Source organism: Corynebacterium sp. CCM 9204, from assembly GCF_041357695.1.
Classification (GTDB): Bacteria; Actinomycetota; Actinomycetes; order Mycobacteriales; family Mycobacteriaceae; genus Corynebacterium.
In genome coordinates this window covers 19,364-34,230 of the sequence record NZ_JAUERX010000006.1, presented here as the reverse complement: position 1 = coordinate 34,230, position 14,867 = coordinate 19,364, and the positions used below count along the sequence as shown (strand labels likewise).

Below are 14,867 nucleotides of genomic sequence, written 5' to 3'. Positions count from 1 at the left end.
ACGTTATGAAAAAAACGCTGACAGTTCTGGTGGCCATCGTCGTGGTCGGCATGATCGCTGTGGGAACCTGGCGGTGGGTCAATGATGAGGGGGCCCTTCCTGGTTCGGGGCCGGGTGCGCCGGGTGATCCTTCAGCTACCGGTCCGGTGCAGCCGGAGTGGTGCCCGGATGTAGAGATCATCGCGGCACCGGGTACGTGGGAGTCATCACCCACCGATGACCCGGTGAACCCGATGTTCAACCCGAATTCTTTCCTGTTGTCGGTCACGAGGCCACTGCAGGAGCGGTATTCTGCGGAGCGCGTGAAGGTGTGGACCCTGCCTTACACGGCGCAGTTCCGTAACCTGAACTCCGAGAACGAGATGACGTATGACGAGTCCCGGAGTGAGGGTACGTCGACGCTGGAGAATGAACTCCGTATCACTCACCAGGACTGTCCGCTCACGGATTTCATCATGACTGGTTTCTCACAGGGCGCGGTTATCGTCGGAGATATCGCCAGTGAGATCGGTAACGGCCACGGTGCCGTGCCTGCGGAGCGGGTCAGGGGTGTCGCCCTGGTCGCTGACGGTCGGCGCGAACCGGGTGTCGGCCAGGCTGTGGGAAACCCGGTATCGGGTGTAGGTGCGGAAATTTCTCTCGAACTGTTGAATCCGGCTGTGCAGCTCGTGACGCCTGGTGCGACGATGCGCGGGCCGCGGGACAGTGGTTTCGGTGTGCTGGATGACCGTACCTTCCAGATCTGTGCTCCGAACGACCACATCTGTGACGCCCCGCTCGGTGTCGGCAACGCGGTGGAGCGTGCGCAGGGTCTGATCGCGAACAATGGGGTGCACGCACAGTATGCGACGAATCCGAATGTGTTCCCGGGGTCGACGACGACACGGTGGTTGATCGATTGGATCTCGGGGCTTGTTGACCGTGCCCCGGAGTCGGCACCGGCGTCGGGCGTGGTGGGATCGGTTCCACCGGTTCCGTAATACCCTGCGGTGGCGTCGTTTCCACGCCAAAGTAATACACTGGACCAAACATACGATGCTGATAATGGTGCCGGACAGTGTGCACCCACTGACAAACAAGGAGAATTATGGATCTCAAGGCGGCCATGGGCCAGTTCTTTGATGACAAGGGCCAGATCAATCTTCCCGAGAAGCTGACGCTCGCCGGACTGTGCGAGACCCTGTACATGGTGGAGGCCGCCTCTGGTGGAGCGGATCGGGAGTGCCTCCGGTTCTGGGACTACTCGGAGAACCGCGAGGGAATCTCCACGGATTACTCCCGCAGGCAGATCAACACCCGCATCAAGGCCGTCGCCGCCCGACTCCAGCAGATCGGCACGCTCGGTGATCGTGTCGCGATTCTGGCGGGGAACAGCCCGGAGTATATGTTCGGTTTCCTTGGTGCAATGTACGCCGGAATGGCGCCGATCCCGCTCTACGATCCGATGGAACCCGGCCACGGGGAGCATCTGAAGGCGGTTCTCGCGGACTGTGGACCGAAGTTCATTCTCACCAACTCGGGGTCGGCGGCTGCTGTGCGGCGCATGTTCGCGGATCGTCCCGCAGCGGAGCGTCCCCGAGTCCTGACCATTGATGCACTGCCGGACTCCCTGGCGGAGAGCTTCGTCAATCCGCTTGAAACAGAGGCCGGCAAGCAACTGGCTGCGTCCTCGACGACGGCTCCGTTGGACCTGGTGGCGTTCCTGCAGTACACCTCCGGTTCGACGCGTACACCGGCTGGCGTTGTGCTCACCAACCGCAACATCATGACCAACGTGCTGCAGATTTTCGCCGCGGCGAAGTTGACGATGCCGCTGCGGGTTGTCTCCTGGCTGCCACTGCACCACGATATGGGGATCATCCTGGCCGCGTTCTGTGTGATCCTCGGCCTGAAAATTGAGATGATGAGCCCGCGTGACTTCATCCAGCAGCCGAGCCGCTGGCTGGACCAGGTTTCGTCGGGTGAAGAAGATGAGAAGATCTACACCATTGTGCCGAACTTCGCTCTCGAACTGGCTGTGCGTTACGGTCGCCCGGCAGAGGGAAAGACTCTGGACCTCAGCCGCCTCGATGGCCTGATCGTCGGCTCCGAGCCGGTCACGCCGAAGGCGATCAACCAGTTCATCGATGCTTTCGGTGAGTACGGCCTGAATAGCAATGTGATCCGTCCATCTTATGGTCTGGCCGAGGCATCTCTGATCGTGTCCACACCGCAGACCGACTCCCGCCCCCTCATCACCTGGGTTGATCGCGAGCGTCTCAACGAAGGTACCGTCGAGATTGTGGATGGTCCGGGGGAGAATGCGGCTGCACTCGTGTCCAATGGGCAGGTAGCCCAGCCACAATATCTAGTTATCGTGGATCCGGAAACCCGTTGTGAGGTTCCTGACGGCACTGTCGGTGAGATGTGGACCCACGGTGACAACACGGCGATGGGTTACCTCGATCGTCCGGAGGACACCGCTGAGACCTTCCGGAACACACTCGCCGGTAGGTTGCCCGAGAACTCCCGGGCCGAAGGCGCCCCGGACGATGACCGCTGGATGGCGACCGGTGACCTCGGGGTGATCGTGGACAATGAGCTCTATATCACCGGACGTCGCAAGGATCTCATCATCATCGCGGGCCGCAATCATTACCCGCAGGACATCGAGTACACCGTCGATCATGCCTCCGAACACATTCGACCGGCCGCCGTCGCGGCGTTCGCGGTGCCGGGTGATGAGGTGGAGAAACTCGTGATTCTCGCGGAGCGTGACCTCGGCCGTGAGGCGGATGGCGATGCGGCCGCGATCGAGGAGATCCGGACTGCGGTGTCCCGCTCGCACGGTATCGTTCCCGCAGATATCGTGATCGTCGCACCCGACGAGATCAGGCGCAGTTCCAGCGGTAAGATTGCCCGGAGGGTCTGTCGCCGCGACTACCTCGCGTAGCGGGGCGTCAGCTACCACCGGAGACCCTCCGTGGATCCCGTCCCGGCACACCGGGTGGGGTGCCGCGGGGGGTTGCTTCGTCGTCGGGTTGAGTGTCCCCGGCGAGATAATCCTCAAAGACCGAAATCAGCACACGAAAAGAGTGAAGCCACCGTATGGATCACAGCCAGCAGTCCCCGTCGATGACGACCGCCGAACTACGTACGTGGTTGCGTCACTGGGTGGTCAGGACAACCGGTCTGCCCGAGGAGGAGGTCACCGATGACAAACCGATGGAGACCTTCGGGCTGTCCTCGCGCGATGTTGTGGTCCTCTCCGGGGAACTGGAGAACCTGGTCGGGGCGCAACTCGACGCAACGGTGGCGTATGAATTTCCGACGATCGCGGCACTCGCCCAACGGGTGATCGAGGGGCCGACGACGAAACGCCGTAGCCCCCGTGCCCAGGCCGGGGTACACACGGCGTCAAGAGGCACGACACCCGGCACCCATGACATCGCTATTGTCGGTATGTCGGCACGTTATCCGGGTGCTGGCAACCTCGACGAGATGTGGGATCTACTGGTCAGTGGCCGTGACGGCGTAGGCGACCTACCCATCGGGCGCTGGTCCGAGTACTCCGGTGACGAGGTGCTGTCACGCAAACTGGCGGAGGTGAACACCACGGGTGGCTATCTCGAGGATATCGCCACCTTCGACGCGGAGTTCTTCGGGCTATCGCCCGTCGAGGCCGCAAACATGGACCCTCAGCAGCGTATCGTTCTTGAACTGGCGTGGGAAGCCCTCGAACATGCGCACATACCCGTGTCCTCGCTCCGGGGAGAACCCGTCGGGGTCTACATCGGTTCGTCGAACAACGACTATGGCATGCTCATCTCCGCCGATCCTGCGGAGGCCCACCCCTACGCGCTCACGGGCACGGCGAGTTCCATCATCCCGAACCGGATCTCCTACACCTTCGACTTCCGGGGCCCCTCGGTCTCCGTGGACACCGCCTGCTCGTCATCCCTCGTCGCGGTGCATCACGCCGTCCGTGCCCTGCGTGACGGTGACGCCACCGTCGCCCTCGCCGGTGGCGTCAACATCCTTTCGTCACCGTTCATCTCCACCGCGTTTGGGGAGCTCGGTGTGATCAGTCCTTCGGGCAGGATCAACGCGTTCTCGGATGATGCTGACGGGTTCGTCCGTGCGGACGGTGCGGGTATCGTCGTGCTGAAGCGTGTCGAGGATGCCATCGTCGACGGAGATGAGATTCTTGCCGTGATCAAGGGGACGGCGATCAACTCAGATGGCCGCTCCAACGGCCTGACCGCTCCGAATCCCGAGGCGCAGATCGACGTCCTTGAGCGAGCCTATGCTGATGCCGGCATCAATCCTTCTGTCGTCGACTACATCGAGGCGCACGGAACCGGCACCATTCTCGGTGATCCCATCGAAGCGACGGCGATTGGTGCGGTACTCGGTGCTGATCGTGATGCCGCCGATCCGACTCTGCTCGGTAGCGCCAAGACCAACTTCGGTCACGCGGAGTCCGCAGCCGGGGCCGCGGGTCTGATCAAGGTTGTGCTCGGTATGGGTCATGGTGTCATACCGCCGTCCCTGAATTTCCGCGGCCCGAACCCCTACATCGACTTCGATGCGGAGCACATCGAGATCGTGGAGGATCCACGGGAATGGCCCTGCTACTCGGGTCGACCCACCGCAGGTATTTCCGGTTTCGGTTTCGGTGGCACCAACGCGCATGCGGTACTGCAGACGTTTGAGCCGACAGATTATGACGTCGTGGCACCGGAGACCGAAGCGCAGCTCGACGACGGTGAAGCTGTCCTTCTGCCGGTGTCCGGACTCCTGCCCTCCCGCCGTGCGCGTGCCGCTGCCGTGCTCGCTGAGTTCCTGGAGGGCCGTCCGGATGCTGATCTAACGAAGGTCGCGCGTTCCCTGGCCCGGCAGAATCACGGCCGCTCCGCCGCGGTTGTCACCGCATCCAGCGTCGCGGAGGCCATCAAACGCCTGGGTATTGTCGCCGAACGCAAGAAGGGCGCCGGGATCGCCGTCGCTGATTCCCCAGCCCAGCCCGGCCCCGTGTTCGTCTATTCTGGTTTCGGGTCGCAGCACCGGAAGATGGCCAAGGAACTCTACGAGCTATCGCCGCTGTTCCGTGAGCGGCTCGATGAACTAAACAAGATCATCGGCTTCGAGTCGGGCTGGTCGCTGACCGACATCATCACCGATGACGAGCAGACCTACGACACCGAGACCGCGCAGGTCGCCATTACCGCGATCCAGATCGCGCTCACCGATCTCCTCGCGAACCTCGGGGCGACCCCCGCCGCCGTGGCGGGCATGTCCATGGGCGAAATCGCCGCGGCCTACGCCGCCGGTGGCCTGTCCGCCGAGGACGCCATGCGGGTGGCCTGCCACCGTTCACGTCTCATGGGTGAGGGGGAGAAGTCCCTGCCCGAGGATCAGCTCGGTGCGATGGCCGTCGTGGAGTTCTCCGTCGATGATCTCGATGCGTTCATCGCCGAGAACCCCGACTTCGCGGGCATCGAACCCGCCGTCTACGCTGGCCCCGGCATGACCACCGTTGGCGGTCCCCGGGATGCCGTCGTGCGCTTTGTTGAACTGCTGGAGAAGCAGGAGAAGTTCGCCCGGCTGCTCAACGTCCGCGGTGCCGGGCACACTAGCGCCGTCGAACCGCTCCTCGGCGAACTCGCCGCGGAGACCGCCGACATCGAACCGCGTCCCCTGACCATTCCGCTCTACAGCTCCGTTGACCGGGGTGTGGTCTACCCGGTGGGATCCGTCGTCCACGACACCGACTACTGGGTGCGCTGCACCCGGGGGCGGGTCTGGTTCCTAGATGCGATCTCCCGCGTGTTCGCCGACGGCCACGACATCCTCGTCGAGGTCTGTCCCAACCCCGTTGCGCTGATGGGCATGATGAACACCGCATTCTCGGTGGGCAAGCCCGACGCGCAGCTTCTGCACACCCTCAAGCGCAAGGTATCGCCGGGAGAGACCCTGCGCGATGTGCTGTCCCGGCTCTACGTCGCGGGCCAGCCGATCGACCTCGGCCTGCTCATCGGCGATGGGGAACGCATCGACGCTCCCGGTGTGCGGTGGAAGCACCAGCGTTACTGGACCGCCGCCCGCCCATCGTCGACGTCCGTGTCCGGCATCCCGGGCAACCGGGTGTCCCTGCCGGACGGCTCCGTGGCGTTCTCGATCCTTGCGGAGACCGTGCCCTCGACCCTCGCGCTCGTCGAGGCCGCGGCCGAGGCGCTGAACCCCGGGACCACCGTCGTCGCGTTCGAGGAACGCGGCACCTTGCCGCCCTCCGGTGAGATCACGACGATCGCCCGTCGCCACCTTGGTGGCGTCGATGTCAGTGTCCACCGCATGCTGGGTGGCACGGCGACCCTCCTCGCCGAGGGGTTCGCCGCGGCACACGCCGGTGAAGGGGTCGGCCCGGTGCCCGGTGGTGCGGGTGTCGGCAGTTACGACTCCGATTCTGAGGCGGCTGATCCGTCCGAGACGGGGCTGCCCGAGATCGTCGTCGATGCGGTTCGCTGGGATCCGGCGAGCGGGGAGAGCGTGGAGGATCGGTTGCGGACCATCGTCAGCGAGTCTATGGGCTATGACGTCGATGATTTGCCGGGCGAGCTCCCGCTTATCGATCTCGGGTTGGACTCCTTGATGGGTATGCGTATCAAGAACCGTATCGAGAATGACTTCCAGATTCCGTCGCTCCAGGTCCAGGCGCTGCGCGATGCCTCCGTTGCGGACGTCGTCGTGCTTGTTCAACGACTGGTTGAGGACCGTGACGTGGCTCAGGACCAACCTGCATCGACATCTGTGGACCCCGCGGATTCCGTCGCGGCGGATGCGCCGGGTGACGGGCAGCGGTCTGGGAACCAGGGCGTGGGGGTCGCTCCGCGCGATGCCTCCGAACGTCTCGTGTTCGCGACTTGGGCAGCGCTGACCGGCGCGGCCGCGGCCGGGGTAACCAGTGATTTGCCCGAGGTCGACGAGAAGACCGCGACTGCCATCGCGGAGCGCCTCACCGAACGCTCCGGCACGGAGATCACGGTTGAACAGGTCCGCGATGCCCAGACCCTTGAACCTCTGGCCGATGCTGTGCGTGAGGGTCTTGAAACCGAGGTCGAGGGCAACATCCGTGTATTACGGCCCCGTGCCGAGGGCTCGGACAAGCCTGCCGTGTTCATGTTCCACCCGGCCGGTGGGTCCTCGGTGGTCTACCAGCCACTGATGCGCAGACTGCCGGAAGACGTTCCGGTCTACGGTGTGGAAAGGCTCGAAGGTTCGCTCGAGGATCGTGCGGCCGCGTACATCGATGAGATCCGCAACTACTCGGAGGGACGCCCGGTGATTCTCGGTGGTTGGAGCTTCGGTGGTGCACTCGCCTACGAGGTTGCGCATCAGCTCGTCGGGTCGGACATCGAGATCCAGCAGATAGTGCTCCTGGACACGGTGCAACCCTCTGAACCGGCTCCGGACACGTTGGAGGAGACGAAGGCACGTTGGCAGCGTTATCAGGCCTTTGCGAAGAAGACCTATGGCCTGGATTTCCCGGTGCCCTTTGATCTCCTCGAGAGTGCCGGTGAGGAAGCCCTGCTCACCATGATGGGTGAGTTCCTCGCCAACACGGACGCAACCGAGCACGGACTGTCCGCCGGTGTCCTCGAGCACCAGCGTGCAAGCTTCGTGGACAACCGTATTCTCGACACCGTGGATCTCGGTCGCTGGGCCGACGTCCGGGTGCCGGTGCTGTTGTTCCGAGCGGAGCGGATGCATGACGGTGCGATTGAACTTGAACCGCGTCTCGCACAGATTGACCCTGACGGCGGATGGTCCGCTATCGTTAATGAGTTGGAGATCGTTCAATTGAGCGGAGACCATCTCGCCATAGTGGACGAGCCGGTCATCGGGACCGTCGGTGCGCACCTCACCCGGCGCATCGAAGAGCTCGCCCGCAACGGCAACTAGAACCAGAAGAGATAAAAGAGGCGAAGTGACCGGTCACACCACTGCTGAAAAGCTCGCGGATCTGCACGCCAAACTCGCGCGGGCACAGGACCCGGGCAGTGAGAAAGCCCGTGCCAAGCGTGATGCCGAAGGTTTGACGACGCCCCGCCACCGCATCTCCCGGCTCCTCGACGAGGGTTCCTTCGTCGAGATCGGTGCGCTCGGGCGCACGCCCGATACCCCGGATGCCCCATACGGAGACGGTGTCGTCGCAGGGTACGGCCGTATCGGTGGCCGGCCGGTTGCGATTTACGCGCACGACAAGACGGTGTTCGGTGGTTCCGTCGGGGTGACCTTCGGAAAGAAGGTCTGCGAGGTCATGGACATGGCCATCCGTATTGGTTGTCCGGTCATCGGTATCAACGATTCGGGTGGTGCCCGTATCCAGGACGCGGTGACCTCTCTCGCGATGTATTCGGAGATCGCCCGCAGGCAACTGCCGCTCTCCGGTCGTAGCCCGCAGATCTCCATCATGTTGGGCAAGTGCGCAGGGGGTGCGGTGTATGCCCCGGTCACCACCGATTTCGTCATCGCGGTGGAGGACCGTTCCGAGATGTATGTCACGGGTCCCGAGGTGATCAAGAGTGTGACCGGCGAGGTCATCACCTCTGCTGAGCTGGGTGGTGCGAATGAGCAGATGCTCAACGGCAACGTCTCCTACGTCGCCACCGATGAGGAGGACGCCTATGACTACGTCCGTGAGCTTCTCGATCATTTGCCGAGTTCCTGCTTTGAGGAGGCACCTGTTTTCGCCGCCGAGGGCGATATCCCGACCGACCGGGATCTCGCGCTTGATTCGTTCATGCCGGACGACACCAATGCCGGCTATGACATGCACGATCTTCTGGACCAGATCTTCGATGACGATGATTTCCTGGAGATTCAGGCGGATTATGCACCGAACATGATCACCGGGTTCACGCGTATCGACGGTCATAGTGTCGGCGTGATCGCCAATCAGCCGATGTTCTACGCCGGCTGCATCGACGCGGATGCTGCTGACAAATCCTCCCGTTTCATCCGGATCTGCGACGCCTACAACATCCCGCTGGTGTTTGTCGTCGACACCCCCGGGTATCTTCCGGGTGTTGAGCAGGAGAAGCTCGGTCTGATCCACCGTGGCGCGAAGCTCGGGTTCTCCGTCGTAGAGGCCACCGTCCCGAAGATTTCGCTCATCGTCCGCAAAGCATACGGCGGCGCCTACGCCGTGATGGGCTCGAAGTCCCTCTCCGGTGACATCAACCTCGCCTGGCCGACCGCCCAGGTCGCCGTCATGGGTGCCGCAGCGGCCGTTGTGATGATTCAGGGCCGACAGATCGCCGCTGCCCCACCGGAGCAGCGCGAGTACATGAAGAAGATCTTCATGGACTTCTACGACGAGAACATGACAAGCCCCTACGTCGCCGCCGAGCGCGGTTACATCGACGCGATGATTGAGCCCAACCAGACCCGCGTCGCGCTCCGCCAGGCACTGCGCCAGCTCTCGACCAAGCGGGTGCCCGTGGAGCAGAAGAAACACACGATCATGCCGATGTGAGCGGAAGTCGGAGAAGGCTGGACTCGGCGTGGCTTTGATGAACGCCGTGAAATGTCACTTCACGGCCTCTCGGGCCAGCAGCACCATGTCCCCCTCACCCCTATGACCAGGGGATTGGGGACTGATAGGTCACCGAGCGTCCATCGGGGGCTCCGTAATGCGAGTCGGGGAAACGATCGAGAACCACTGGTACGCCCACACTACGGAGGATGCCTTTCACGGCAGAAGTTGGCTGGTGCTCCAGGGTGTCGTGACAGAGCATCATCGGCACCGGGAAGAAGCGCTGCCATCCCTCTCTACCGTTGTTTTTCCAGATGGCCGAGCGGTTTTTCTGCCGTATCGAGGACATTTTCATTCCCCAGACCGATAAGAAGACTGACCGGGAAGTCGCCCGTGTAGGATCTCCGTTGCCGACAGGGGCCCGCCGGGGTGGTCCTCTCCCCCCATGATCAGAGCGTGTGACGTCAAGGAGGAAGAAACCCCGGCGGTGTTTCCACACTGTTCACCCCGGTGACGGCGGAAGTCCGTTCACCGCGTTGTAGTGTGAAGTGGCACCAGCCCACCGGAGTGCCCCGTCTCCGGTTCTCCGACGACCCATGAGGAGAACGTCCGTGCCCACCACCCTGTCCACCGTCGTCGACCTGTTGACCGGTATACCGGGGGCCATCACCCTCGCTTACTGGTTATAGTCGCACCTCTCCTGTGAAGTTAGGGCACTACTTCAGTTGAGGTTTCCCGGCGCTGCCCCGCTGTTGACGGCGCCGCCAGTCTGTCGCACGAGAGTTTCTGATCCACCCCAGTCGACGCGAGGTGGTTCCGAGAGCCCGCCAGCCGAGGAGTAGGAGTGCGGACATGAGGCCCGCGACGATCATGAATGACCAGTGTGGGATTGCTGAGTGCCGTACCCCCCAGATCGCCAGGCCGGTCGCGAAGGTGACGAGCCAGACGGTGATTCCGCCTGGGTTGATTGGCAGTGGTTCGCGGTGTTTCACCGCGAGGATCCCGTAGGCGAGCAGGACACCGACGAGGAACGGCCAGGCGGTGCCGAGCCATCCGCTCACCGAGAAGTCAAGGCCGTCGCCGCGATGCGCCAGCCGAGCCAATAACGCGAACAGGAGAAGCGCAGTCAGGTCGGCTCTCAGTGCATGACGGCGACCGATGATGAAGGCGAGGAGGGAGTTCGGGGGTCTATTCACTATGGTGCTCCTCACTGCGGGCCTCTCGGTGGAAGGGCCCGACGCAGGGTACCCGGCGTCGGGCATCTCGCCCTTGACTCTACCCCGCCCGGTCAGGCTGGTTCGATAGCTTCGCCGGCTGCCCAGATCCGTGTCGGCAGCAGAGACTCTGAATCGAGAATGAGTACGTCGCCAGGGTATCCGGCGGCGATCCGGCCATATCGAGTGTCAACCCCGATGCATCGTGCGGCGTGTCCAGTGGCGGCGGCGACGGCGACATCGAGGGGCACCCCGACCTCGTGTACAGCGTTGGCCACCGCGCGGTCCATGGTCAGGGTGGATCCTGCGAGTGAATCGCCTTCAGCGAGGCGGGCGACGCCGTCGCGGACCTTCACCTTGAGCTGCCCGAGCATGTAATCTCCGTCCGGGTTGCAGGTCGCGGACATCGCATCGGTGACGAGCACGACGCGTTCGGGGGCTTCAAGGAACAGGGAACGGACCACCTGCGGATGGACGTGGATTCCGTCGTTGATGACCTCGACCCATACGCGCTCGTCGCGGAGCGCGGCGATGACCGGGCCTGGTGCGCGGTGGTGGATGCCGTTCATCCCGTTGAATGCGTGGGTGAGTTGGGTGGCGCCGTTGTCGAACGCCTCGCGTGCGGTCTCGTAGCTTGCGTTGGTGTGTCCGACGGCTGCGACGACACCGTTGTTCACGAGGAGTTTCACGGCTTCGGTGCCGTTCTCCCGTTCGGGGGCGATGGTCATCTGCACGATGGTTCCCTCGCCGGCGTCGAGGATACGCCGAACATTGTCGTCGGTCGGGTCCTTGAGTTCGTGCAGGGGATGGGCTCCCTTGTGCCCTGGATCCAGAAACGGCCCTTCGGGGTGCAGACCGAGGACGCGGGGGTTGGTACGAACGATCTCCGCGCCTTCGCGGATACGCTGCTCCATCAGGTCGAGTGAGTCGGTGACATAGGAAAGGACGGCGCGGGTCGTGCCGTGGGCAGCGTGTTTCGCCAGAGCTGTGGTGGTTGCTTCGGGACCGTCATCGTAGGCGACCCCGCCGCCGCCGTGATGGTGGACATCGATGTATCCGGGAACGACAGGGGCGCCCTGGGCGTCGATGATCTCGGCGCCGCCGCTCGGCCAGTCGTGGGATTCGGCGGTGGTGCCGACATGCGTGATCACACCGTCCGCGATACGTAGTGCACCATCGGCCACGGTTCCGCCGATGGTGCCGTCATAGATGGTTGCTGAATGAATGATCAGGGGGGACATTGCTTCTGAATCCTTTTCGGGGTCTTGCACATCATGCCGGGAGTGAACACTCCCGGTGGGTTGGAACTGGGCCGTGCAGGTCTTGATGAGCATCACCTGCTGTCAGATCACGGAACGCTGCACGGAAGGTGTGTCCTGGCGTGCGATGACCATGTTGTAACCGAGCTGGGTGAGTCGACGTGACCAAGACGGGTCGACGTCGGGATCTGTGACGATGGTATTCACGGTGTCTATCCCACCGAGGGATGAGAAGGAGCGACGCCCGAACTTCGAGTGGTCCGCGACGATCACCGGTGTGATGGCCCGAGTGGCCATCGTCCGATTTGTCTGCGCCTCGAACTCGTCGACGGTTCCAGGACCGTTCTCGTCGATACCGTTGGCACCGATGAATGCGACGTCCATGCTCAGTTGTCCGAGTACCGTTGCGCCGAGGGGGCCGGTCAATTCGTAGGAATTGCCGTTGAGGACACCTCCGATGAGCACGATTTTCATGTTCGCGCTTCCCGCGAGGAGATAGGCGATGTCGATGGCGTTCGTGACGACGGTGACCACCGGGTAGTTCGTCGGCATGTCACCGGGGGACTGTTCAGCAGCCCACTCGACCAACTGCTGCGCGATGGTGCCGACAGTCGATCCGCCGGACATACCGACCACGCAACCGGGCTCCAGGTAATTGAGGCAGTACCTGGCGATGGTGTTCTTCTCCGTGAGCTGCTGCATCCGCTTCTGCCGAACGGGAGTATCGAAGGCGACGATGTTGCTCCGCGCACCGCCGCGGGTACGTCGCAGCAAACCCCGTTCTGCGAGGGCATCGAGATCCCGGCGTGCCGTCGCGGGCGAGATCTCCAGTTCGTCGACGAGTTGCTCGACAGTCACCGTGCCGGTGTCCGCGATGGTGTCGAGAATCGTGGTGAGGCGCTCGCTGCGGATCATCGCCGTTCCTCCTGTACTGGGATCATGCATCGTCGTGGGGCAGAAAAAGTGGGTCCGTCCGGTCATCGCTCTCTGACTCGTGAGCGATGACCGGACGATTCATGGTTCGTAGCTGATTCTATACTTCGGTGAAAACGCCGATCAGTCGCTCTGCCTCCGTGCTCAAAGCCTCACGTCCCGCCTTGATGTACTTGCGGGAGTCCGTCACCGAGGGGTTATCGTCCAGGAATGCGCGCACGGCACGGGTGAAATGGCCATTGAGGTGCGTCGACACGTTGATCTTCGTCATGCCGGCGCGGATACCGCGCTGGATCTCCTCGTCCGGGACGCCGGAGGAACCGTGGAGCACCAGCGGCACGCCGGCGGCGTCTTTGAGTTCGCCGATCAGGTCGATGTCGAGGGACGCGGTGCGTTCCTGCATGGCGTGTTCGGAACCGACGGCGACGGCCAGGCCGTCGACACCGGTGTCAGCGACGAACTGCTTGGCCTCGTCCGGGCTGGTTCGGACGCCCGGGGTGTGGGCGGTCTTGCCGCCGATCTCGCCGAGCTCCGCCTCGACCGTCGCACCGCGCTCGTGGGCGTAGCGGACGACCTCAGCGGTGTTCGCTATGTTCTCTTCGACGCTCAGGGTCGAGCCGTCGTACATCACGGAGTCGAAGCCGAGGTCGATGGCCTGCTTGGCCAGCTCGACGGACTCGCAGTGGTCGAGGTGGACGGCGATCGGTGCGGAGGACGCCTCGGCTAGCGCGATCATGGCGCGTCCGATGGGCTCCAGGTTGTCGCCGTGATAGCGGACGCAGTTGTGGCTCATCTGCAGGATGACCGGCTTGCCGGCGCGCTCCGCTGCGGACACCAGCGCCTCTGCGGTTTCGAGGTGGATGACGTTGAAGGCAGCGGCGCCGATCTGCTTCTCAGCGGCAGCCTTGACGACGTCGAAGGTGTTGATTCTGGTCATGGTGTGTGACTTCCTTCGTGTGAATGTCTCAGTTGGTGCGTTCATCGATGATCACGTCGTTGGCGAGCTCCTGCCACCGGTCACTGATCACGCCGGCGGTGTCCTCCAGAACTGCCGCTGCGGACCATGCAGTGGCACGGCGGAGGAGTTCGCTGCGCTCGAGTTCGTCGATGAGTCCGGTGGCCAGGGCGGAGACGAGGGCATCTCCGGCCCCGGTGGGGTTTCCGGTCAACGGCTGGGGAAGGCGCGTCCGGGTGCTGCCGTCATGATCCACCGCGAGAAGCCCGTCCTCACCCATGGACACGATGACCAGACCCACACCCAGATCAAGGAGCTGAGCTGCACCGACCTCGAGGTCATCTGTTCCGGTGGTTTCCGCGAGTTCTGCGGCGTTCGGTTTGACGACGTCGACGCCCGCCCGGCAGGCGGTCCTGAGATGTGACCCCGCACAGTCGACGATGATGCGCCCACCTGCCTCGCGGGTGCGCGTGATGAGATCGTTGAGGACGTTCTCGTCCGCGCCGGGAGGCCAGGATCCGGATACTGTGACGACGCTGCCCGGATGATCCACCAGTACCTGCCCAAGTTGATCAACGAGCCTGGTCCAGATCTCGTCCGGGTGTCGGTCACCTCTCTCGTTGATGATGCTCGTCGCCCCGTCGCTGATGGTGTGGATGGCGAAGGTCTCCCGGAGTCGCACGGGGGTCGGGGTGAACGCCGATTCCGGGGCGGCTTTACCGTCGGGGGCCGTGTAGGTTGGTGCATCGTCATTGACGGGGCCCAGCATGACCGCCGGATAACCCTCCGCAGCGGCGACCGCCGCGACGTTGACGCCCTTACCGCCGAGTTTCCGTTGTGCGGAGTCGATGCGGTGCGTCTTCTCGGGGACGAGGCGATCCAGGGTGATCGTCACATCGAGGGCGGGGTTCGGGGTGATGGCGATGACGGCGGCGCCGCCTGCGGGGGATTGCGTACTCACGTGCTGATCCTTCGTTTCAGTACCCGTT

At 63.3% G+C, this 14,867-nt stretch carries 9 protein-coding genes; 4 read left to right on the top strand and 5 right to left on the bottom strand.

Annotated features, from left to right (window positions below; translation table 11 throughout):
• The first annotated feature begins 5 nt into the window (after nt 1–5).
• From QWU43_RS10855 to QWU43_RS10840, 4 genes are all read left to right on the top strand, one after another.
• Nucleotides 6–980: a cutinase family protein gene (locus QWU43_RS10855; protein WP_370915418.1), complete on the top strand. Its 975-nt coding sequence runs from the start codon at nt 6–8 to the stop codon at nt 978–980.
• Nucleotides 981–1,087: 107 nt separating this feature from the next.
• A complete protein-coding gene (locus tag QWU43_RS10850; RefSeq protein WP_370915419.1) occupies nt 1,088–2,932 on the top strand; it encodes a FadD32-like long-chain-fatty-acid--AMP ligase in 1,845 nt (614 codons plus the stop codon).
• Nucleotides 2,933–3,087: 155 nt separating this feature from the next.
• Nucleotides 3,088–7,941 carry a polyketide synthase Pks13 gene (pks13, locus tag QWU43_RS10845; RefSeq protein ID WP_370917857.1) on the top strand — a complete coding sequence of 1,618 codons (4,854 nt, stop codon included), beginning with the start codon at nt 3,088–3,090 and terminating at the stop codon, nt 7,939–7,941.
• 25 nt (nt 7,942–7,966) lie between these two features.
• The gene (locus QWU43_RS10840) at nt 7,967–9,517 is read left to right on the top strand and encodes an acyl-CoA carboxylase subunit beta (protein WP_370915420.1); all 1,551 of its coding nucleotides are present in this window, start codon (nt 7,967–7,969) and stop codon (nt 9,515–9,517) included.
• A gap of 716 nt (nt 9,518–10,233) precedes the next feature.
• Here the strand turns inward: QWU43_RS10840 and QWU43_RS10835 are convergent.
• From QWU43_RS10835 to QWU43_RS10815, 5 genes are all read right to left on the bottom strand, one after another.
• A complete protein-coding gene (locus QWU43_RS10835; RefSeq protein ID WP_370915421.1) occupies nt 10,234–10,713 on the bottom strand; it encodes a DUF3054 domain-containing protein in 480 nt (159 codons plus the stop codon).
• Between the two features lie 92 nt (nt 10,714–10,805).
• Nucleotides 10,806–11,972: an N-acetylglucosamine-6-phosphate deacetylase gene (gene nagA, locus QWU43_RS10830; RefSeq protein WP_370917856.1), complete on the bottom strand. Its 1,167-nt coding sequence runs from the start codon at nt 11,970–11,972 to the stop codon at nt 10,806–10,808.
• A gap of 102 nt (nt 11,973–12,074) precedes the next feature.
• Nucleotides 12,075–12,905, bottom strand: coding sequence for a DeoR/GlpR family DNA-binding transcription regulator (locus tag QWU43_RS10825; RefSeq protein ID WP_370915423.1), 831 nt, complete (start codon nt 12,903–12,905; stop codon nt 12,075–12,077).
• A 118-nt stretch (nt 12,906–13,023) separates the two neighbouring features.
• Nucleotides 13,024–13,860, bottom strand: a complete 837-nt coding sequence (locus QWU43_RS10820; RefSeq protein ID WP_370917855.1) for a ketose-bisphosphate aldolase — start codon at nt 13,858–13,860, stop codon at nt 13,024–13,026.
• A 28-nt stretch (nt 13,861–13,888) separates the two neighbouring features.
• Nucleotides 13,889–14,839: a 1-phosphofructokinase family hexose kinase gene (locus QWU43_RS10815; RefSeq protein ID WP_370917854.1), complete on the bottom strand. Its 951-nt coding sequence runs from the start codon at nt 14,837–14,839 to the stop codon at nt 13,889–13,891.
• Nucleotides 14,840–14,867: the final 28 nt, after the last annotated feature.

Bases quoted from the DNA above. Each gene is read 5' to 3' on its own strand.
- pks13 (WP_370917857.1), top strand. From the start codon at position 3,088: ATGGATCACAGCCAGCAGTCCCCGTCGATGACGACCGCCGAACTACGT.
- nagA (WP_370917856.1), bottom strand. From the start codon at position 11,972: ATGTCCCCCCTGATCATTCATTCAGCAACCATCTATGACGGCACCATC.
- QWU43_RS10825 (WP_370915423.1), bottom strand. From the start codon at position 12,905: ATGATCCGCAGCGAGCGCCTCACCACGATTCTCGACACCATCGCGGAC.
- QWU43_RS10855 (WP_370915418.1), top strand. From the start codon at position 6: ATGAAAAAAACGCTGACAGTTCTGGTGGCCATCGTCGTGGTCGGCATG.
- QWU43_RS10820 (WP_370917855.1), bottom strand. From the start codon at position 13,860: ATGACCAGAATCAACACCTTCGACGTCGTCAAGGCTGCCGCTGAGAAG.
- QWU43_RS10850 (WP_370915419.1), top strand. From the start codon at position 1,088: ATGGATCTCAAGGCGGCCATGGGCCAGTTCTTTGATGACAAGGGCCAG.